Source organism: Devosia sp. MC1541 (assembly GCF_012847305.1).
Classification (GTDB): domain Bacteria; phylum Pseudomonadota; class Alphaproteobacteria; order Rhizobiales; family Devosiaceae; genus Devosia.
In genome coordinates this window covers 223,707-245,461 of record NZ_JABBDZ010000003.1, presented here as the reverse complement: position 1 = coordinate 245,461, position 21,755 = coordinate 223,707, and the positions used below count along the sequence as shown (strand labels likewise).

Sequence of the window (21,755 nt, the reverse complement as noted above, 5' to 3'; positions counted from 1 at the left end):
GAGAGAAAAAATACAGTCGAATTCGCGCCGGGTTACCGCTCGCCTGCAGCTACGCAACTATCCAATGGAGCCGCAGATGACGAGGCAAAGATGGCACTATCAGGCTTTGCGAGCGATTTTCATCCAGACGGATCGGCGTTCTTTTCGCCGTTCAGGCAAAGTTCTCACAAGGCCATAAGGACGGCATATGGCTATCAAAAACAACCCGCTAACCCGATCCAAATCACACGAAATGCGCTAGTATACATGCAGGGAGACTCTGGCGAATGCGCATACTGCTGGTCGAAGATAATGAGGATCTTGGGGAAGCTATCGAACAGCGCCTCCGCAATGCGGGCCATTCGGTGGAATGGGTCAAGGACGGAGCGGACGTGGTGGCCACGGCCGAAAGCGATGCCTTTGATGTGGTCGCGCTCGATTTGATGCTGCCCAATAAGGACGGCATTACCGTGATCGCTGAGTTGCGGAAACGGCGGTTTAGCGCGCCAGTTTTGGTCATGACCGCGCGGTCTGAGATCGACGACAAGGTCTCGATCCTTGACCTTGGCGCGGATGATTACATCGTCAAACCCTTCGATTTGCGAGAGCTGGAAGCGCGCCTGAGGGCCTTGCTGCGTCGCTCCGGCGGGCAAACCTCAAGCCTGGTGGAAGTGGGCAATCTCACTCTAGATGTCGCGGGCATGCATGCCCTGATCGGCGGCACGCCAGTTGAACTCGGGCGCCGCGAATTTCGCTTGCTGGAAATTCTGATCATCAACATCGGTAAGGTGGTGGCGAAAGAACGGCTGATGAACCAGCTGTTTAGCTTCGATGAGGGCGTGTCCATCAATGCGCTGGAATTGCACATTTCGCGCCTGCGCAAGAAGCTGGCGGAAGCGTGTATCGAAATCGGCACTGTCCGCGGCGTTGGCTATATCGCGCGAGTTGTATCTTGAGCACAGACTTGCCTGCACGACGGTTTTCCATCCGCAAGCGCATCTTCATTCTGGCGATATGCCTCTTATTGGTTTCGTCGCTGAGCCTGATCGTCTTCATTCGGGACTATTCCGAACGCGCAGCGGACCGCGCCTTTGATCGGCTTCTGGCGGCCTCTGCCCTGACAATCGCGGGCGCTGTTCAGGTGGAAAATGACGATGTTATCGTCGAACTGCCGTTCGCGGCTTTTGCCATGTTCTCCGGTCAAGACCGGGTATTCTACGCTGTAGAGGACCCCGATGGGCGCACCGTGACGGGCTATGACGATCTCGCCCAGTCCATGCGCGAGACGACAGAGGCAGTGCCGCTATTCCATGACGTTTCCTATCGCGGCGAGTTGGTGCGTGTCGCCAGTGTGGGGCGGTTGATTTCCACCCCAACGGACACGGGTTGGGTGACAATCCATGTGGCAGAGACCCAGCGACAGCGAGAGGCCTTGGCGGCGGAAATTCTCTCCAATGCCGTGCTGCCGGTGGTGGCGCTAACGCTCCTCGCAATCGGTCTCGTTTGGTTCGGCATTTCGCGCATGTTTGCGCCACTGACCCAGCTGGAACACAATTTGCGCGCGCGTCGTCCGGAGGATTTGGATCCGGTGGATGTGCCTGTGCCGGTGGAAGTCGATCATCTGGTGGTGGCGCTGAACGGGTTTATGGCCCGTCTGCGCAATGCCATGGAACGTGTGTCGGGCCTTGTTGCGGAAGCGGCACATGAAGTGCGCACGCCTCTCGCCTCCATCCGCGCCCAAGCAGAGGTGGCGCTGGAAGAACAAGACCCGAAAAAGCTTCGACAGCGCGTCGCACGTATTCACGGTAGTGCGGTGCAGGCCAGCCAATTGGTCAATCAGCTGCTGATGGAAGCGACCGTTTCCCATCGGCTGGATAATCATGAGGGCAGCACAACGTCGATTGCTGCTCTGGTCGACGAAGTGGTGACCCGATTGGATGAAAAGCAGAGCGCGCGTGTGGGCGTGAGCATTTCCCCTGCCGCTGCGCTGGCGACGATACCGGGCGACCGCGTGGCATTGCGCGAGATGCTGCGCAATGTGGTCGACAATGCACTGACCTATTCCGACGGTCCCATCGACATCGCCGTAACCAACTCAGAGAGCGATGTCGTGCTGCGCGTGCTTGATCGCGGACCGGGGCTGGAAGCGCATGAGAAAAACGAAGTCATGGGCCGCTTTAAGCGGGGTAAGGCCAGTGCGGGCAAGGTCGGATCGGGACTCGGATTGTCCATCGTCGCGCGCGTGGTCGAAGCGCATAAGGGGCAGCTGACACTGAAAGACCGCTCGGAAGGTGGATTGAACGTCGAGATGAAGTTTCCCATGCCAAAGAACCATTTGACGCAATGGTCTTGGGTTGTCGGCGTCGCTTTAGCAGTCAGCCTCATCCCCATGGTGTCGCCATTGGCGGCGTCGACCCGGTATCCTGCACTCGATGAAACCAGCCCTACGGTTCTGACCATTGTAGGGGTAACCGATACCCCGCTCTTTGCGCATTTTATACAACGGTTCCAGCAGCTGCATCCGCAGGTCGAGGTGCACTATGAGGAAATGGCATCCCTGCCCCTTTATGAGGCCTTCCTCGATGGTACGATCATTGAAGGGACCGACCTCATCATCAGCTCGGCTTCGGACTTGCAGGTCAAGCTGGCCAATGACGGATATGCGCTGGCCTATGACAGCCCCTATCTCGGCGCGCTGCCGGATTGGGCGCATTGGCGCAATGAGGTTTTCGGGTTCACGTTTGAGCCCGCGGTGACGATCTATAATCCCGATTTGGTCGCTGCAGAGGAAGTGCCACGCACCCATCTCACTCTGGCAGAACTGCTCGAAGCGCAGGCCGAGAGATTTTCCGGGCGCATCTCGACCTATGACATCGCCCTATCAGGTGTGGGTTATTTGTTGGCTGCGCAGGACCAGATGATATCATCGACCTTCTGGCGATTAGCTACCGCTTTTGGACGGGTTGGCGCGGAGTTTTCGGGATCGAGCCCGGCCATCTTGAACGGCGTTGCTGAGGGACGCCTGGCGCTGGGGTTCAATGTCCTCGGGTCCTATGCCTTTGCTCGCAAAGCGGAGGGAGCCAATATCGAAATCGTGGTGCCGGACGACTATGTATTGGTCCTGACACGCTCGATGTTCATCCCGCAGACGGCGGACCACACCGATCTCGCCAAGGCGTTTGTCGACTTCGCGCTATCGCCCGACGGGCAAGCTGTGGCAGCGGGCCCGACCGCACTTGGCTCGGTTATTCCCAATACTGACGGCGAATGGTCGAGCGAGACGATTGCCGCGCTGGGGCGCGGCGTGATCCAGCCTATTCCGCTGGGACCGGGGCTGCTCGTTTCGCTCGATACGTTGCGGCGCCAAAGGTTTTTGGAAACCTGGCAGGAGATCGTATCGCCAAAGAACTAAGCATGGCCAAGCGCTCAGTGCATAGCTGTTTTGAGCAAAGGCCCGGTACTCTTGGGCGGAAAGCTACCTATCTTAAGGGCATGCAACGTCCCGTGACTGTCACGGGCCCAGAAAGGATAGACCGATGAGCACCGCCCGCAAGAACAAGTTCTTTGCGACCCTCGACACCTTTGTGACCGTATTCGGCAGCGCTGCTGCAGTTTCGGCAGCTGTTGAAGGCGGACGCGCACCGAAGGCTAAGCACCTCAACGCATTGGGCATTGACCCAGCGCAATTCGAGAGCATCCGCCGCTAAGGCTAAAGAGCCCTTCCTCGCATAAGAATTAGGCCCGGCTGATCACTCAGCCGGGCTTTTGTTTTTAGTCTTCGTCGCTGGCGAGGCTTCCGAGCACTTGTCCCTTGCCTTTGAGGCGGAAGTACATGGGCACCGCCACCGCGATAAAGGCCGCCACATAGAGCACGATGGCTATTGGCGAAGCGAAGAGATAGCCAATGTCGCCCTGGCTGATCGCCAACGCCCGGCGCAATTGCTGCTCGGCCATGGGGCCGAGAATAAGCCCGACCACCACCGGCGCGATTGGATAGCCAAAGCGGCGCAGGATGTAACCCAAGACGCCAAAGACCAGCAGCAATACCAGCTCGAACGAGATGCGAACTGGGCCAATACCCATGGACATAGCGCCATTGGCACCGAGTGTGCCCAGTGTCGCGAACACCAGAATGCCGCCGTAGAGCCACGGCTTTGGCACGGTGAGGAGTTTCACCCAGAGACCAATCAGCGGCAGGTTGAGAACCAGCAACATGAAGTTGGCGACCAGAAGCGAAGCAATCAGCGCCCAGACGAGGCTGGAGTTGTTGGTGAATAGCAGCGGGCCCGGCTGCAAACCGAACTGCTGGAAGCCCGCCAACATAATCGCAGCGGTTGCTGTTGTCGGCAGGCCGAGCGTCAGCAGCGGTACAAGCGTGCCAGCGGCGGACGCATTATTGGCAGCTTCCGGGCCGGCAACACCCTCAATTGCGCCATGGCCGAACTCTTCCGGCTTTTTGGCAAAGGACTTTTCGGTGCTGTAGGAGAGGAAGCTCGCGACGTCCGCGCCACCTGCGGGCATGGCCCCGATTGGAAAACCGATGGCCGTGCCGCGTAGCCACGGCGCCCAAGACCGTTTCCAATCCTCAATCGTCATCCAGACAGAGCCTTTGACGGCCATCACCTGAGCGTTGACCTGATCGCGATCCGATGCGGTTTTGAGTGTTTCCCCGATGGCAAAGAGCGCAACTGCAAGGGTGGTGACCTCGATGCCGTCGAGCAAATCCATGACGCCAAAGGCGAGACGGGTCTGACCCGATTGGAGATCGATACCGATCAGACCCAAGCCGAGACCAATGAACAGCGCGGTTAGCCCGCGCAGCGCACTATCGCCAAAGGCGGCCGAGACGGTGACGAAGGCCAGAACCATCAGTGCGAAATAGTCGGCAGGGCCAAAGGCGAGCGCGAATTTTACGACGAATGGGGCGATGAAGGCTAGGCCAAGGGTCGCCAAGAGACCGGCGACGAACGAGCCAATCGCGGCCGTGGCGAGAGCAGGACCACCCCTGCCCTTGCGGGCCATTTTATTCCCCTCAAGCGCGGTGACGATGGACGCACTCTCGCCGGGGGTATTGAGCAGGATGGAGGTGGTGGAGCCGCCATACATGCCGCCATAATAAATGCCCGCAAACATGATCAGCGAACCTGCCGGATCAAGCTTGTAGGTGACGGGCAAAAGCAGCGCGACGGTGAGCGCAGGGCCGATGCCGGGCAGAACACCAACGGCCGTGCCGAGGGTTACGCCGATGAGCGCGTAGATCAGGTTTTGCACCTGCATCGCGGCCAAAAGGCCTTGGGCGAGAAGTTCGAATGTATTCATCAGACGAAACTCCCCGTGGTTAGAAACCGCTCAAGCACGCCCATGGGGAGCGAGAGTTGCAGCCCCTTGGCGAAGATGAACCAGACAACAAAGGCAAAAACGATGCCGATAGGGATGGTTTGCCAAAGCGGACCGCGGCCGAATGCTTTTGCCGTAAAGGCAAAAAGAAGACCTGTAGCGATCGAGAAACCAGCCGTTGAGAGCAGGAGTATCTGTGCGACGAGACCGCCAACCACCCAAAGGATCGGACCGATGTCGTCTTTACTGCGTTCTGGGAAACCATTTCGTGCAGCGGAGATAAATGTCCCCACGGAGAGCAGCGCCAACCCGGTCGCGATGACATAGGGGAAGACGTGCGGACCCATTTTTTGCTGAATGGGCGGTATGCGCATCTGGCTGGTTTGCCAGAAGATCACAGCAGAAATGATGGCGAGGATGACGCCGATAATAAGCGCCGCCCCATCGGGGCGACGCGTCGGCTGTGGTGAGCCGTTGATCATTGGACGAGGCCAATGTCTTTCAGAATGGCTTCGGTGGCAGAAATATCTGCTTCGAGCTGAGCGGTGAAAGCATCGCCATCGAGATAGGTGTCGACCCAACCGCGGCTTTCAAGAGCGGCCTTCCATGTTGCGGATTCGGCCATCTTCTTGATGTCGGCAGTGATAGTAGCCTTCTGCTCATCGGTGATGCCGGGTGCAGCTGCAACCATGCGCCAGTTCTGAACAGCGGTATCAACGCCAGCTTCCTGAAGGGTTGGCGCATCAAAGCCTGGAACGCGGGTGTCGGTCGAAACAGCCAGGAGGCGGAGATCGCCAGTTGCGATTTGCGACGCAAATTCGCTGATACCGGAAACGCCAACAGTCACCTGATTGCCGAGGATAGCAGCGAGCGCTTCGCCACCGCCGGAATAGGCAATGTAGTTTACCTGGGTCGGATCAACGCCAACGGCCTTGGCGATGAGACCTGCTGTGATGTGGTCAGCGCCACCAGCAGAACCACCAGCCCAAGACACGCCGCCTGGGTTTTCCTTGAGCTTAGCGACGAGGCCAGCCATGTCCTGAATGTCGGACGCGCCGGGAACGACGATACCAACGGCTTCACCAGTGAGGCGCGCAATTGGGGTCACATCAGCAAGCGTAACGGGCGATGCGTTGGTGAGGATGGCGCCAACCATCACATAGCCACCGACGATCAGGGCATTGGCATTGCCAGATTCCTGCGTGGCGAACTGGGCAAGACCAATGGTGCCGCCTGCGCCCGGTACGTTGGTAACCTGCACGTTAGCCGAGATACCATCAGCAACGAGTGCTTCTTGCATGGTACGGGCCGTCTGGTCCCAACCACCGCCCGGCGCGGCCGGAGCGATGATAGAATAGTCAGCTGCGAATGCAGGTACGGCCATAGCGCTGGTGACCAGCGCTGCTAAAAATAGCTTGTTCATGGTTCCTCCCTAGAACAATAGCGAACGTTTTTCGTCCGTCCCTCAGCTTACGGCGCAGAGTCTGTCAGCGTCCTGTCATCCTCCCTCCCCGGCCGTAATCCGCAAACGGGGCGATCTCTTCGATCCAGATAGTTGTGGCGACAAATCGGATGCAATTGCAAGACCCGGCACTTTTGCGCGCGAGAATGGCTCCTAGAGCGCTGGATTAACGACCAGCTTGCCGTGCGTTTTTCCGGCAAGGATTTGCCGCGCCTTTTCCGGCAAGACCGCGAGGCCTATCTCTTCGACATTGCTGGCGTATTGGGCTTGATCAAAGATATCCCCCAAGCGCCCCCAAGCGCCCATCCGCGCCTCATGGGGCTGCATGACACTATCGATGCCGAGGATGTTTGCGCCGCGCAGCAGGAAGGGCAGCACATTGGTGTTCAGCTCAAGGCCCGCAGCATTGCCCAGGCTTGCGACAGAGCCATCATAAGCAAGCTGACGCAAAACCTTGCCCAAGATATTGCCACCCACACAGTCGACAACGCCTGCCCAGCGGGCGGTTTCGAGTGGTTTGTCGGGCTCTGCCAGAAAATCGTCTCGGCTGATGATGTGCTTCGCGCCAAGCGCTTTCAGCATTGGCGTATGTTCAGCGCGACCTGAGAGTGCGGTGACGGCATAACCCAAATTGGACAGAAGGCCGACCGCGATAGAGCCGACGCCCCCGGCAGCGCCTGTCACCAAAACATCGCCAGAAGTTCGGGTTAGGCCATGTCCCTCAAGACGATTGATGGCCAGCATGGCCGTAAGCCCGGCAGTACCGAGCACCATGGCGGCACGGGTATCGAGCTTGGTATGAAGGGGCACGAGCCAATCGGCGTTGACGCGCGCTCGTTGGGAGAAGCCGCCCCAATGGAGCTCGCCCACCCTCCAGCCGGTGAGCACAACGGCGTCTCCGGGAGCATAGCGCTCGTCCTTGCTGTCGCGAACAATGCCTGAGAAATCTATGCCAGCGATGTGCGGGAAGCTGCGAACCAGACCGCCTTTACCGAGCAGGCAAAGGCCATCTTTGTAATTGAAACCGGCAAAATCAATGTCAACGACGACATCACCGGGCGGCAGTTGCGCGTCGTCGAGGGTGACAAGTTGGGAGACGAGGCCAGCCTCTTCAGTCTTGCTCGTCAGCAGTGCTCGAAAACTCATGCTCGCTCTCCCTTGCGTCCACCCAGCTATGTGTGGCGCATATGGGGGCGATCCGAAAGAGGGTTTTGTGCCTTAGTCTTCTGGCCGCCAGACAGGCGAGGCTTCTCGTGGCAGTGGGGCGAGACGCGTGATGTCATCGCCGCGACGCATGAAGATATTCATGCGGAAGGAATTGCCAATACGCTCAGAGCGCTCAATGAACACGGCGGCAATATCGGGCGGACACAGCTCGGTTACGGTTTCGCGGAACAGACGGAGCCAACGCATGAAATGGGCGTCTGACAGTTCGGGGATGCCCATATGTTTGGGCATGGGGCGACCATCGTAGCGCCCGGATCCGAGCAGCATGGAGCTCCAGAAATCGGCGATCTTGCTGAGATGGTGAGGCCATTCGTCAGCGGCAATTTTGGAATTGAACACCGGGCCAACGACATCATCCCTGCGCGCCCGGGCATAGAACTCATCCACGACAGCGCGGATCAGTTCTTCGCTGAGGCCCTCGGGCGTATCCCAGCCTATGCGGTGCAGGCGCGTGCCAACGGGGCGGTCTGATTGGGTCATGATGAAATGGGCCTAATGGAGTAAGAGCAACGACGCCCGCCCGAGACGACGTGCTCGAGCCGCTCAACGGCAACATCGTCGCCCAATACAGATTGGAACACCGAAAGTTCTGATCGGCAAAAGCCTTGGCAGGACGTCGCGGCGGCGCAAATTGGGCAATGGTTTTCGATGAGCAGGATCGATCCGTCTTCGGCCTGCGACCAAGAACTCATATAGCCTTCGGTGCTGCGGGCCTGCGCCAAGGCGTCGACACGATCGGTGAGCGCTGTGAGGTCTGCGGTGGCGGCAGAATAGAGCTTGAGCGTATCGGCCTCGCGTTGCGCGACGATCTGGTCCAAGGCGGCTTCACCGAGAGTGGAACGCACGATGTCGAGGATTTGAACGGTCAGTGCGGCGTGCGTATCCGGGAAATGGGACTGTGCCGCCGGTGTGAGTGACCAAATCTGGGTCGGGCGGCCCGCTTTGGAGGGGACCGGGCAGGCTTCAACCAGACCGTCCGCCGCCAGGCGCAAAAGCTGCTGGCGAGCAGCCTCTCCGGTGATTCCGAGCTTATCGCCAACATCGGCAGACGACAGCTCGCCGTGCATTTTCAGGACCATCAACAGACGCTCCGACGGGCTGCGGGGCGACCACTGAGCGTCTTGACGATCAGAGCTTGACTTATCTTGCTGCACGGTTTTCAAAGGCATGACTTGGAAATACCGTTTCTGAGCTTCGCATGCAAGCGAGTAACATCTGAAAACCTCGGAGCAGCGTTGATCTGCTGCCTAACGGAACTCCGATGGGCACCAGAGCATCACCTGCCAAACGCTTTACCGAACGCGAGCCGCGTAGACATTTTGACCACGAAACGACCGACCCTGCCGATGATTGCTGAATTTGATTTGCCCGACACCATGCGGATGCGTCCGTTACGCAATTCTACGGTTGGCGAAGCAGAGTTTCGGCAGGCTATGGCGACTCTCGCCTCCAGTGTGCATGTTGTGACGGCGAGACGGGGCGATGAAATGGTTGGGCGTACGGTCACCTCGGTTATGTCGCTTTCGGCGCAGCCCCCGGCCATCCTGATTTCCATAGATATTGTCAGCCGGTTGGCGGATGTGATTGCCAAAACAGGCGGTTTTTCTCTGGCCCTGCTCAGAGATGATCAAAGGGATATTGCAGACGCTTTCGCCGGCAAGCTTGCACCAGAGCGGCGCTTCGATGTGGGGCGTTGGACACGCTGGCACTCGGGCCACCCCAAACTACTTGGCGCAGCTATGACGGTGGACTGCGAAGTGATCGGTTCAATGGAAACGGGAACGCATGTGCTGTTTGCCGGAGCGTTGATCGAGGCAGAAACCAACACAAAAGCGACACCATTGCTTTGGCATAATCGTAACTATGCCCTGCCCAAAAACAGCGGGTAACACAGGAGTGGCAACGGTTTTGCCCTCTGTCGCGTTATCTTTGGGTGATTGGAGATCGAGCGTGCCGCGTTTTTATTTCAACCTTCGCATAGACGACGAGTTGTTCCGCGATGACGTGGGCAGCGAACACAGTAATCTCGACGCCGCAGAGCAGAATGCTGCTGAGATGGGGCGAGCTATCATCGAGAGAATTGCAGGCGATCATGAACAGCTCGGCGTGCCGCGCTGTATCGAAATCACCGACGAGGATGGGCGCGATCTGCTCTACATCGTCTTCTGGCAAGGGCCGGAAATCGATACGCGAGATTTTGCGGCGCTACCGCAGCAGACCCTGCATTAGCCTAAAAGAATGGGCCAGCGTGGGTGGTGACGACGATGCCTAGGATCAGCGCGCCCGCGAGGGCTGCGTAAGAGACATAGCGTTGGAGTTGGCGCATGAGGGCCTCCGCACTTTACCCCCTAACACTACCACTCTGGTCGGCATTAACAAGCGTTTAACAATTCGTTCTCAGGCCGAATTGAGAAACAGTTTGCCCCAATGTGACATTCTGATGAAACAAGTGCCGTAGCATAATGGGCGTTTGAAACAGACGATAGAGACATATCGCCCGTTTCCGGCCTACTCTTGGCACGCGAGTCAGGGAGCAAGCGGCATGAATGACGAAGTCATTTCACGGATTTTAGAAACATCTCAGCAGTTTAATTCAGACGACAGCGGTGAAAATGACTTCCTCAAATCAGCACTTAGGACGATAGACGCTAGCGATCTTGAGCGCGCCGACAGCGCTGTATTGCTGGCAGACCTGCGGAACACTTACCAGCGTCTCCAAGAGATCGACACCACCAAGCTGAAATTGTGGGTCACCCCACCAGCAGGCGCGGGTGCGCCCCTGGTGCTCGATATTATCTCCCCAGACATGCCCTATATCGTCGACAGCGTGTTGGCGGCAGTGCGCAGCGGCGGCGGGAATGTCCGCCTGTTTGCCCATCCTATTGTCCGCCCGCAAAGCGCGGCCGAGCGGCAAGTGAGCGTTTTACATACCCAGACTGATCCGGTGGCCGATCAATCTGCATTGATCGAAGAGATCGCGCAAACCCTGCGCGATGTGCATAGCGCAGTGACCGACCTATCGCCGATGTTGTCTGCGGTGCGTGCTGCAACGCAGGCGATACCTGAGACAATGGCAGGGGCCGCTGAGGCAAAGGCGTTTGTCGAGTGGCTGACGCATTACAATTTCATTTTTGTGGGCGTGAAGGACTTCCGCCTTGTGGGCGATGAGTTGATCGAGGCCGATGGCCCTGGTCTTGGCCTTTTCCACGAGCCTAATTTTAAGGTGGTGCGCAGCGGGGCAGACTATGTCCACTCGACGCCGGAGCTGGTTGGCTTTGCAAAAAGCGACGAGCCTATCCTTGTGACGAAAGCCAATTTGCGCAGCCGCATCCATCGGCGTGCGCATCTCGATTACATCGGCATCAAGCGCTATGGGCCGAGCGGCGAGCCAATCGGGGAGCTGCGCGTCGTCGGGCTCTATACTGCGCAAGCGCAATCGGCGGCGCATACGGACGTCCCTATTATCCGGCAAAAAATCGCCGAGGTTATGCAGCGCTCAGCGATTGATCCGCTGGCTCACGCGGGGCGCATGCTGCTCAGCGCGCTCAATAGCTATCCACGCGATGAATTGTTTCAGGTTTCAACCGAGCAACTCACCGAGTTCGCGGAAGCTATTGCCGCGCTCTACGATCGGCCAAGGGTGCGCGTGTTACCACGGGTGGATCGGTTTGATAATTTCGTGTCGATCTTGGTCTATGTGCCCCGCGATCTCTATGACGGCGATTTGCGATCACAGATCACGCAATTCCTAGCGCAGGAATACGACGGACGCGTCTCTGCATTTTATCCGCATTTCCTCGAAAACGAGCTCGTCAGGCTGCATGTGATTATCGGGCGCAATGGTGGCCCGACGCCGCGCCCCGAGAGACAGCGTTTGGAACACGCTATCGAGGCGCTGACGCATAATTTCGGCGATCGTCTGGCCGACGCTGCGAGTGACCCGGCGCATATCAGCGATTGGCGTAATGCGTTCACTACCGCCTATCAGAGCCGCACGAGCGTGGAGGATGCGCTTGAGGATATCGGCGTGTTTAACCAGCTTGGCGAGGACATAGCGGTCCGGCTGCGGACACGGGCCGAGAGCGATGGTTCGCTGGGGTTGAAGTTCTACAAAAAGGGTCAGCCTATCCCGCTGAGCGACCGTGTGCCGATGCTGGAGCACTTTGGCTTCCGCGTGATTGATGAGCGCAGCTACACCATCACCCCCCGCGACGGCGAAGTGCGATACTTGCACGATATGCTGCTGGAAGTGGGAGACGATGCGCGCTCGGACATTGCGCAGGTGGCGCGGGACATCGAAGCGGGGATTTTAGCTGTCTGGCACAAGGATGCTGAAAGCGACCAACTCAATACGCTGATCACCACCACTCCCCTCACCTGGTCGCAAGTGGCGCTGCTGCGCGCCTTTTCGCGCTATTTGCGACAAGTCGGAACGCCGTTCTCACAGCGCTACATCGCGCAGGTACTGGTGACCCAGAAAGAAGCCGCCTGTGCCTTGATCGACCTGTTTGCGGCGCTTCACGATCCATCGCAGAACGATCCGACGCGCGCTGCTGAGGATGCACGAAGCCGTTTGTCGATCCTGCGCGGCCAGACAAGTTCGCTCGACGAAGACACGATCCTCGCGCGGTTCCAAAACCTTATGGAAGCGTCGCTGCGCACCAATGCCTATCAGGTGGACCGCCCGGCGCTGGCGATCAAGTTTGAGAGCGCCAAGATTGAGGGACTGGCTGAACCGAAACCCTATCGCGAAATCTCAGTGTATTCGCCGCGCGTTGAGGGCATTCACATGCGGTTTGGCGCGATTGCGCGCGGCGGCCTCCGCTGGTCGGATCGTCCTGAGGACTATCGGACTGAAGTGCTAGGTCTAGTCAAAGCCCAGCAGGTCAAGAATGCGGTGATTGTACCCGTCGGGGCCAAGGGCGGCTTTGTGCCTAAACATCTGACGGCGGGGATGGCGCGCGAAGATTTCCTGAAAGAGGGAACCGAGAGCTACAAGATCTTCATCGGCTCGCTGCTGGATGTGACCGACAATCTAATCGAGGGCGAAGTGGTGCCACCGCAAAGCCTAGTGCGGCGCGATGGTGATGATCCCTATCTCGTGGTTGCAGCGGATAAGGGGACAGCCAGCTTTTCGGACTTGGCCAACTCTATCGCGATATCGCGTGGCTTCTGGCTCGGCGATGCTTTCGCCTCTGGCGGCTCGGCCGGCTACGACCACAAGAAGATGGCGATTACAGCGCGCGGCGGTTGGGAAGCGGTGAAACGTCACTTCCGCGAAATGGGGCATGACACGCAGTCTGAGCCCTTCATCGTGGCTGGTGTTGGCGACATGAGTGGGGACGTTTTTGGCAATGGCATGCTGCTGAGCGAGCACATTCGCTTGGTCGCCGCTTTTGACCACCATGACATTTTCCTCGACCCAAACCCAGACGAAGTCACGAGCTTTGCCGAGCGCAAGCGGCTCTTTGCCCTGCCCCGCTCCAGTTGGCAGGACTACGACAAGGGCCTCATTTCGGATGGCGGTGGCGTTTATTCACGCGCGGCTAAAACGATCCCTCTGAGCCCGGCGATGCAGGAGCGGCTTGGACTGCTCAAGACCGAAGCGACGCCTGCCGAAGTTATGCGCGCGATCCTGCGGGCGCCGGTGGACCTGCTTTGGTTCGGCGGCATTGGCACCTACATCAAGGCGGCCAGTGAAGATGACGCGCAGGTCGGGGACCGCGCCAATGATGGTATTCGCGTTGCGGCCGAAACGGTCCGAGCCAAGGTGGTTGGCGAAGGGGCGAACCTAGGCGTGACGCAATTGGGCCGCATTGCTTTTGCGATGGGTGGCGGGCGGATCAACACCGACGCTATCGACAATTCCGCTGGCGTGAACTCGTCTGACCTTGAGGTGAATATCAAGATCGCGTTGTCGCCCGTTGTTGCACAAGGCGCGTTGGACGCGGAAAGTCGGGTGCAATTTCTCGCCAGCATGACCGATGAGGTCGCGCAGCTGTGTCTCGACAATAATTATCGGCAGACGCTGGCGCTGACCCAATCGGAGCAAGCAGGGATTGGCGAACTTGCGGCCCACCGCGGTCTCATTGCGTTTCTTGAAGCGGAGGGGCGGCTCAACCGCCCTGTTGAGTTCTTGCCCAGCGACGAAGCGCTCGATGCGCGGGCGCGCGACGGCAAAGGGCTGACGCGGCCAGAACTGGCGGTGCTTTTGGCCTATGCCAAGCTGTCGCTGTTCGATCATTTGATTGACGGCCCTGCCCCAGACCATGCTTACCTCGCCAAAGAACTAAACCGTTATTTCCCGACCGCGCTCAATGAGCGGTTTGGCGAAGCGGTGGAAAATCATCAGCTGAAGCGTGAAGTTGTGGCGACGGTTCTCGCCAATGAGATGATCAACTTCGGCGGCCCAAGTTTTGTTTCAGACTTGAGTGCTGCGACCAGTGCCACTGCAGCTGACGCCGCATTGGCCTATATTGCCGTCCGCGACAGTTTTGGCTTGGAGGCTTTGATCGCGGCAATCGACGGGCTTGATGGTCGTGTGTCGAGCGCGGTGCAGCTCACCCTTTATGATCAGATCCGCGATTTGTTGCGGCGCGAAACACTCTGGTTCATCCGTAACACGGAGCTGTCGGGTGATTTTGCGTCAATCGTCGAAACCTATCGCCAAGGCGTCGAAACGCTTCTTGCTGAGGGGCACCTTTTGACCAGCAGCCAGCGCGACGACCTCAACGCGCGAGTATCGGCATTGACGCAGAATGGGGTGCCCTCAGAGCTGGCCCAGCGGATAGCGGAGCTGCCGATTATGGCCCACGCAACCGATATTGCGCTGGTGGCGAACCGCTCAAACACAAGCATCACGAAGGCGGCGAAGGCCTATTTCAGTGTCGCTGGGCAGTTTGAGCTTTTTGGCCTTATGGCCGAGGGCAAGGCGATTGAGTTGAGCGATCCGTTTGAGCGCATGGCTCTGGATCGGGCGCAGGCAAATCTGATGCGGGCGCTGCGCGATCTGACCACAGATGCACTCGCTGCTGGTTCGTTTGAAACGCTGCTCGCGCTGCGCGGTGACAGTATATCGAAGGCGAGCCAAGCAATTTCTCGCCTCCGCGAGAGCGCGCTGAGTGTTTCAAAGCTCAGCGTCGCTGCGGGGCTACTCGCTGACCTCGCTCAAGAAGCGTAACGGCAAGCTGACAAACGGGATGGGGTCGACTAGGGCCTCATCCCAAAGTCGCGCTTGTATGCCAGGCCGCATTCCCCAATGTCGGTTTCAGCAAATCGAGGACACCCTATGACGACTCTCGCGCAATGGCTCGCCCTAGAAACACCTGACACAGCATTGGCGAGCGTAATCGCCTCCATGGCTTCAGCCGGAGCGGACATCGCCGCGACTTTGCGGATGGCGCCGATTACCGGAGATACCGGACTGGCAGGGGCGACCAATGTGCAGGGCGAAGCGCAGAAGGCGCTCGACATTATCTCCAATGACATCGTGCTGGCGCATCTTCGGGACAATCCCAAGGTGTCGCTGCTCGTCTCTGAGGAAATGGATGATGCCGTGGAGCTGTCTGTTGATGCACCGTTTATCGTCGCGACAGACCCCCTTGATGGTTCATCTAACCTCGACGTGAACGTTACCGTTGGGACGATCTTTTCCGTCCTTCCGACGCTCGGCGGTCCACTCCAGAAGGGCACAGCGCAGGTCGCTGCAGGCTATATTGCCTATGGCCACGCTACCACGATGGTATTGCGCATCAAGGGCAGAACCTCTGGCTTTGCGCTCGACACTTCGGGCGAATGGATCGAGATTATTGCCGAGGCAAAGATCCCCGACGCCACAGGTGAATTTGCCATCAATACGGCGCGAGAGCGCTTTTGGGATGCGGCAACCGCCGGCTATGTGCGCGAGAGCATTGCTGGGGAAACTGGCCCCGCCGGCAAGCGCTACAATATGCGTTGGGTCGGTTCGATGGTGGCGGACATGCATCGCATTCTCATGCGTGGCGGCATTTTCCTTTACCCACTCGACAGTGAAACAGTGAGCAAGGGCGGCCGTTTGCGGCTGCTCTATGAAGCAAACCCCATGGCATGGCTGGCGGAAGGCGCTGGCGGACGCGCCTCGACCGGCACCCAATCGCTTTTGAGCGTCCAGCCGACAAGCATTCACCAGCGTATTCCGGTTATTCTGGGCTCCGCCGAGGAAGTGCGCCGCGTTGAGGCTTGGTACGCTAAAAGCTAATCGCGCTTCCATACATCAAGCAAATTGCATCGACTCTGGGGCTTGGGTAGAACCATGCAAGCCCCGGAGGAGATTGCATTGACAGACGCACCTATTCACCTGCCCAAAACCAATGCTGGCGCTTGGCAGGACCGCCCGTTTCATCGTCAGTATCTGACGGCTCAGGCCAATCAGCTTTTTGATTTCTTTGAGGCGACATCGGTCAATCCCAAGGGTGGGTTCTTTGAGCTCAACGATGACGGCACGCCCGTTCAGCCCGACAATGCTACCCGTCAAATCCATGTCACCTGCCGCATGATCCACTGCGCGGTGATTGGAAGCCTGCTGGGCCGCCCTGGGTCCGCCGCGATCGTTGACCACGGCATGAACTATCTCTGGAACAAGCATCGCGACACCAAGAATGGGGGCTATGTCTGGTCGCTCAATGACGACGGCTATCAAGACGACACCAAGCAGGCCTATGGCCATGCGTTTGTGCTGTTGGCCGGGGCAAGCGCGAAGCTCGTTGGACACCCACTCGCCGATCAGGTGATCGCGGATGTCACCGAGGTGATCAACACCAAGTTCTGGGACGAGAGCATTGGTGCCGTGCGCGAAGAGTTCGGCAATGATTGGTCTGAAATCACCGCCTATCGCGGGCAGAACTCAAACATGCACCTGACAGAAGCGCTCATGGCAGCGTTTGAGGCGACAGGTGATGCGGAGTATCTCAATAAGGCGCAGCGCATTGCCGAGTTGATTATCCGCAAGAACGCAACCGCGCTTGATCATCGCGTTGCCGAACATTTCCACGCCGATTGGTCGCTCGACAAGGAATTCAAAGGCTCGGAGATGTTCCGCCCTTCGGGCACGACGCCGGGCCATGCGCTTGAGTGGTCGCGCTTGCTCTATCAGCTCTACACTCTCGGCGAGAAGAAACACGCGTGGATGACGGATGCGGCACGCGGACTGTTCCAGCAGGCCGTCACACTGGGCTGGGACAAGGCCCACGGCGGGTTCTTCTATACGCTGGACTGGGACAACCAGCCCATCATGCGCGAAAAGCTGTGGTGGCCGGTGGCGGAGGCCATTGGGGCAGCGGCGTTCATTGGCGCTCATGACAGCGACGACTATTTCCAGCACTGGTATCGCCAGCTCTGGGACTTTGCCGACGCCCATCTGATCGATCATGCGCGCGGCGGCTGGTTGAGCGAGCTTAAGGAAGACCTGACGCCAACCTCGCGCCTGTTCGTGGGCAAGCCCGATATTTATCACGCGCTGCAAGCCTGCCTGATCCCGCTTTATCCGGCAACTGGCAGCCTAAGCCAGGCCATTATCGAGGCCGATCACGGCCACTAAGGGCAAAACGGGCTAAGTCTGACAACCAAATAGCTTTCTCCTGCGTTGGGCGACTAATGCAGGAGATTTTTTTATGGGTCAGCTAACGGGGAAAACAGCGCTTGTGACAGGCGCTGGTTCGGGGATCGGGAAAGCCGCTGCGTTGGCGCTTGCCGCAGCGGGCGCGCGCGTTGTGGTGCTCAGTCGTACTGCAAAGGAAATCGACGCGACGGCCGCCGAAATAGAAGCACAGGGCGGCAAAGCGCTGAGCATCGCGGCCGATACCACTGATGATGGAGCTATGAAGGCTGCTGTTGCACAAACCGTGAAAGCCTTCGGTGGGATCGACATCGTTGTGGCCAATGCCGGGATCAATGGCGTGTGGGCACCCATTGATGATCTCAAGCCTGACGAGTGGGACGAGACCATTTCGGTGAACCTCAAGGGCACTTATCTCACCCTCCACTACGCTGTGCCTCACATGCGCAAAACGGGCGGCTCGATCGTCATCATATCGTCGATCAATGGCACGCGGACATTTACCTCCGCAGGCGCGTCTGCCTATTCGGTGACAAAGGCTGGGCAACTTGCTCTTGCCCAGCAATTGGCTTTGGAACTGGGCAAAGACAAAATCCGCGTCAACGCGATATGTCCGGGGGCAATTGAAAGCGAGATTGACGACAATACCGATCAGCGCGAGGCCGATATCGCTGGCGTGCGCGCCATGTTTCCAGATGGAGACATCCCTATGACCGACGGCAAGCCAGGCAAGGCTGGAGAGGTCGCTGAGCTTGTGGTTTTCCTCGCCTCGGATGCGTCAAAGCACATTACCGGGTCGCCGATCTGGATCGACGGGGGGCAGAGTTTGCTGCGTTAGCAGCGAACGAAACAAAACCATACCCTTGGCGCGAATTGTCAGCGCGCAAGGCACGGAGTAAGCGTGACAGATCGCAATATGCTGGTCTGCCATGCTTCCCCTCTCGACTGATCCCATCACCGCGCTTGCTATCCGCGCGTCCATCGACGCCGCTAAGGTGATCTGCGAAGTTTACCATCGGCCTATCGCTGTGGTCAGCAAGAGCGATGGATCGCCCGTGACAGAGGCGGATGGTGCAGCTGAAGCGGTCATTTTGGAGCACCTCAACACAACGGGCATTCCCGTTCTCGCTGAGGAAAGCGCAGCGGCAGGCTACATTCCCGAGCTGGGTGAGAAGTTCTTCGTCGTGGACCCGCTCGACGGGACGAAGGAATTCATCAAGCGCAATGGCGAGTTCACGGTCAATATTGCGCTGGTAGAGGGCGTGAGACCCGTCATGGGCGTCGTCCTCGCGCCCGTCAGCGGAGAGCTGTTCGTTGGCGACAGAAATGGCGCTTGGAGCGCTGTGGTTGTCGATGACGAAGTCACCAATATCGTGCCGTTGCAAGTGCAGTCCTCCGACATCATGCGTGTGGTGGCCAGTCGCTCGCATGGGCATGTGGCCTTGGAAAAGCTTTGCGAACACTTCGCTATCGAAGAAGATGTGTCGGTGGGCTCGTCGCTCAAGTTCTGTCTTTTGGCTCGCGGCGATGCGCAACTTTATCCGCGTTTCACGCCGACCAATGAGTGGGATACAGCGGCAGGCCAAGCGGTTCTGGAAGCCGCTGGCGGCGTCGTTCTGACCCTCGACGGACTCCCCCTCGCCTATAAAAAGGCAGAGAGCAATTACCTCAATCCGTTCTTTGTCGCGGCCAATAGCGAAGAGCTGGCACAGCGCGCGGCACTGAAAATGGTCACTACGTTGAAGGAGCACGAGCCGAGTTAGTCGGCTCAGCACAAAAGAAACGGGGCCATAAGCAAGCTTACGGCCCCGTTGGGTACATTGGCGTTAGACGATGACTACTGCCCGGCAGGTGTACCGCGGGTGACGAAACCGTCGGGATCGTCCTTGGTCTGCGCCAGCTTTTCTTCAGCTTCGGTCGCTTCGCGCTGGCGGCTCCACATCTGTGCGTAGAGGCCATCCTGAGCCAGAAGCGACGTGTGGTTGCCGCGTTCAGCCACGAGACCATCACGCAACACCAGAATCTCGTCAGCGTTGACGACCGTCGAAAGGCGGTGGGCGATGACGACAGTGGTCCGGTTGCGCGAAACTTCGTCCAGCGCCTGCTGAATGTCGCGTTCGGTTTTGGTGTCGAGGGCAGATGTGGCCTCGTCAAGGATCAGGATCGAGGGCGATTTGAGGATCGTGCGCGCGATCGCAACACGTTGCTTTTCACCACCCGACAGCTTTAGGCCACGCTCGCCAACGGGGGTTTCATACCCCTTGGGAAGACGGGTGATGAAATCGCCGACTTGCGCCATGCGCGCCGCTTCCTTGACCTCCTCAGTGGAGGCTCCCGGACGACCATATTGAATGTTGTAGCCGATGGTGTCGTTGAACAGCACGGTATCCTGCGGAACCATGCCGATGGCCGAGCGCAGGCTCTCCTGCGTGACATCACGGAGGTCTTGACCGTCAATGGTGATGCGGCCGCCGGTGACATCATAGAAGCGGAACAGAAGACGCGAGATGGTCGACTTGCCCGCGCCAGTTGGCCCAACGATAGCGACCGTTTTACCTGCCGGTACTTCGAAGCTTACGCCCTTTAGGATGGCGCGGTCAGGATCGTAGTGGAAGGTAACGTCTTCAAAGCGAATAACCGGCCCTGTGACGGTCAGCGGCTTGGCCGTCGGCTTGTCCTGAATTTCAGGGTCCTGATCCAAGAGCTTGAACATTTCTTCGATATCGGTGAGGCCCTGACGGAGCTCGCGATAAACAAAGCCAATGAAGTTCAACGGACGGTAGATCTGCATCAGGAAGGTGTTGAGCAAAACGAAATCGCCGAGGGTGAGCGTGCCGTCCATGACGCCACGGATCGACATGATCGAGATGATCAGGAAGCCGCTATAGAAGATCAGCGCCTGACCGAAGTTCAGGAAGCCCAGCGAGGTCCAGATGCGAACCGCAGAGCGCTCATAGCGCGCCATGGCTTTATCGAAGCGCGCCGCTTCCATCTTCTCATTGGCGAAGTACTTCACCGTTTCAAAATTGAGAAGGCTGTCGATCGCCTTGCCATTGGCATCGGTGTCGCTGTCGTTCATGTCGCGACGGATCGCGATACGCCAGTTCGACGCCTTGATGGTGAAATAGAGATAGGCCCAGATCATCACCACCAGCACGCCAAGGTAGCTGATGCCGAAGAGCCAGACGAAAATCACGCCAACAATGATGAACTCCACAATCGTCGGGGCGATGTTGAGCATGGCGAAACGCACAACGGCTTCGATGCCCTTGGTGCCACGCTCGATAACACGGGAAAGACCACCGGTACGGCGCTGCAGATGGAACCGCAGCGACAGCTTGTGCATGTGGTGGAAGGTCTGTAGCGCCAGCTTGCGCACAGCATTCTGGCCGACGCTGGCAAACAGAACGTCACGCAACTGCTGGAAACCAGCATCAATGACGTTGCCGAGCACATAGGCGATCACCAGGGCGATCGGCACGGCCAGACCCAAGATCAGCTGCTTGTCGGGCTGCGCGCCATCGAGACTGTCGATGACACCCTTGTAGGCGAATGGGATGAGTGTGGTGGCGACCTTGCTGAGCAAAAGTGCGCCAATAGCGAGCATAACCCGTGTTTTCAGATCAGGGCGATCTGCAGGCCACATGTAGGGCCACAGGTTCTTGACCGTAGAAAATACGGAACCTTCGTCCGCGTTAACGGACGGCTTCTTTTCGGCAGTGGGAGGCACCATTAGGCTGGTTCCGCTTCCTTGGTTGCGGTTAGAGGCAAGAGCCCCTGCAGAAGTCCGCCAAAAGCTGAGTTTAGCTCAGCCAAAGTGTCATGGCGGATGCAATAGCGATTGCGCGTGCCGTGTGGTCGACGCTCGATCAGTCCAACATCCAGCAGCACTTTAATGTGCTGGGACACCGTGGACTGGGCCAGAGTGAGGCTGTCGGTTACGTCGCCGCAGCAACACTCGCCTTGTTGTTGTGAGGCCATAATACGCAAAATCTCTAGGCGCACAGGGTGGCCTAGGGCTCGCATCATGTTGGCAATATCGTCGTCGCGCATGGGGCTTTGCTTGATCGGTGAATTGCGATGGAACATGGCCCTTTGTGTCCGTAATTGCAATAGGCGTAAAAACGGCGCCCGCAGGCGCCGTTTCGTTTTCCTATA

The 21,755-nt window shown here is 58.3% G+C and carries 18 protein-coding genes; 10 read left to right on the top strand and 8 right to left on the bottom strand.

What is annotated here, in order from left to right:
• The first annotated feature begins 266 nt into the window (after positions 1–266).
• From HKD40_RS05540 to HKD40_RS05530, 3 genes are all read left to right on the top strand, one after another.
• Positions 267–935 carry a response regulator transcription factor gene (locus HKD40_RS05540; RefSeq protein WP_169194733.1) on the top strand — a complete coding sequence of 223 codons (669 nt, stop codon included), beginning with the start codon at positions 267–269 and terminating at the stop codon, positions 933–935.
• Positions 932–3,391, top strand: coding sequence for an extracellular solute-binding protein (locus HKD40_RS05535; protein ID WP_210257025.1), 2,460 nt, complete (start codon positions 932–934; stop codon positions 3,389–3,391). Before HKD40_RS05540 ends, HKD40_RS05535 begins: the two co-directional genes overlap by 4 nt.
• A gap of 124 nt (positions 3,392–3,515) precedes the next feature.
• Entirely contained in the window at positions 3,516–3,686 is a 171-nt protein-coding gene (locus HKD40_RS05530) for a hypothetical protein (protein ID WP_169194732.1), read from the top strand.
• Positions 3,687–3,750: 64 nt separating this feature from the next.
• Here the strand turns inward: HKD40_RS05530 and HKD40_RS05525 are convergent, their stop codons facing one another.
• The 6 genes from HKD40_RS05525 to HKD40_RS05500 form a co-directional block, all read right to left on the bottom strand.
• Positions 3,751–5,298 carry a tripartite tricarboxylate transporter permease gene (locus tag HKD40_RS05525; RefSeq protein WP_169194731.1) on the bottom strand — a complete coding sequence of 516 codons (1,548 nt, stop codon included), beginning with the start codon at positions 5,296–5,298 and terminating at the stop codon, positions 3,751–3,753.
• Entirely contained in the window at positions 5,298–5,798 is a 501-nt protein-coding gene (locus HKD40_RS05520; protein WP_169194730.1) for a tripartite tricarboxylate transporter TctB family protein, read from the bottom strand. The genes HKD40_RS05525 and HKD40_RS05520 overlap by 1 nt, the downstream gene beginning before the upstream one ends.
• A complete protein-coding gene (locus HKD40_RS05515; RefSeq protein WP_169194729.1) occupies positions 5,795–6,739 on the bottom strand; it encodes a tripartite tricarboxylate transporter substrate binding protein in 945 nt (314 codons plus the stop codon). Before HKD40_RS05515 ends, HKD40_RS05520 begins: the two co-directional genes overlap by 4 nt.
• Before the next feature lie 192 nt (positions 6,740–6,931).
• The gene (locus HKD40_RS05510) at positions 6,932–7,924 is read right to left on the bottom strand and encodes an acryloyl-CoA reductase (protein WP_169194728.1); all 993 of its coding nucleotides are present in this window, start codon (positions 7,922–7,924) and stop codon (positions 6,932–6,934) included.
• A 72-nt stretch (positions 7,925–7,996) separates the two neighbouring features.
• Positions 7,997–8,485 (bottom strand): group III truncated hemoglobin, encoded by a 489-nt coding sequence (locus HKD40_RS05505; protein ID WP_169194727.1) that lies wholly within the window; start codon positions 8,483–8,485, stop codon positions 7,997–7,999.
• Positions 8,482–9,084, bottom strand: coding sequence for a metalloregulator ArsR/SmtB family transcription factor (locus HKD40_RS05500; protein WP_199368521.1), 603 nt, complete (start codon positions 9,082–9,084; stop codon positions 8,482–8,484). Before HKD40_RS05500 ends, HKD40_RS05505 begins: the two co-directional genes overlap by 4 nt.
• Before the next feature lie 267 nt (positions 9,085–9,351).
• Between HKD40_RS05500 and HKD40_RS05495 the strand changes: the two genes are divergently transcribed.
• The 7 genes from HKD40_RS05495 (at position 9,352) to cysQ (ending at position 19,360) form a co-directional block, all read left to right on the top strand.
• Complete coding sequence (locus tag HKD40_RS05495) at positions 9,352–9,894, top strand: flavin reductase family protein (protein WP_169194725.1); 543 nt, start codon at positions 9,352–9,354, stop codon at positions 9,892–9,894.
• A gap of 61 nt (positions 9,895–9,955) precedes the next feature.
• On the top strand, positions 9,956–10,234 hold the full coding sequence (locus HKD40_RS05490; RefSeq protein ID WP_169194724.1) for a hypothetical protein: 279 nt from the start codon (positions 9,956–9,958) through the stop codon (positions 10,232–10,234).
• Positions 10,235–10,547: 313 nt separating this feature from the next.
• Positions 10,548–15,185: an NAD-glutamate dehydrogenase gene (locus tag HKD40_RS05485; RefSeq protein WP_169194723.1), complete on the top strand. Its 4,638-nt coding sequence runs from the start codon at positions 10,548–10,550 to the stop codon at positions 15,183–15,185.
• Between the two features lie 108 nt (positions 15,186–15,293).
• On the top strand, positions 15,294–16,241 hold the full coding sequence (locus HKD40_RS05480) for a class 1 fructose-bisphosphatase (RefSeq protein ID WP_169194722.1): 948 nt from the start codon (positions 15,294–15,296) through the stop codon (positions 16,239–16,241).
• Positions 16,242–16,319: 78 nt separating this feature from the next.
• Positions 16,320–17,579 (top strand): AGE family epimerase/isomerase, encoded by a 1,260-nt coding sequence (locus tag HKD40_RS05475; RefSeq protein WP_248305917.1) that lies wholly within the window; start codon positions 16,320–16,322, stop codon positions 17,577–17,579.
• Positions 17,580–17,652: 73 nt separating this feature from the next.
• Positions 17,653–18,435 (top strand): SDR family NAD(P)-dependent oxidoreductase, encoded by a 783-nt coding sequence (locus HKD40_RS05470; protein WP_169194720.1) that lies wholly within the window; start codon positions 17,653–17,655, stop codon positions 18,433–18,435.
• A gap of 91 nt (positions 18,436–18,526) precedes the next feature.
• Positions 18,527–19,360, top strand: coding sequence for a 3'(2'),5'-bisphosphate nucleotidase CysQ (gene cysQ, locus HKD40_RS05465; protein WP_169194719.1), 834 nt, complete (start codon positions 18,527–18,529; stop codon positions 19,358–19,360).
• A 74-nt stretch (positions 19,361–19,434) separates the two neighbouring features.
• Here the strand turns inward: cysQ and HKD40_RS05460 are convergent, their stop codons facing one another.
• Both HKD40_RS05460 and HKD40_RS05455 read right to left on the bottom strand, forming a co-directional pair.
• Positions 19,435–21,330, bottom strand: a complete 1,896-nt coding sequence (locus HKD40_RS05460; protein WP_169194718.1) for an ABC transporter ATP-binding protein/permease — start codon at positions 21,328–21,330, stop codon at positions 19,435–19,437.
• Positions 21,330–21,686: a metalloregulator ArsR/SmtB family transcription factor gene (locus HKD40_RS05455; RefSeq protein ID WP_169194717.1), complete on the bottom strand. Its 357-nt coding sequence runs from the start codon at positions 21,684–21,686 to the stop codon at positions 21,330–21,332. Before HKD40_RS05455 ends, HKD40_RS05460 begins: the two co-directional genes overlap by 1 nt.
• Positions 21,687–21,755 lie beyond the last annotated feature (69 nt).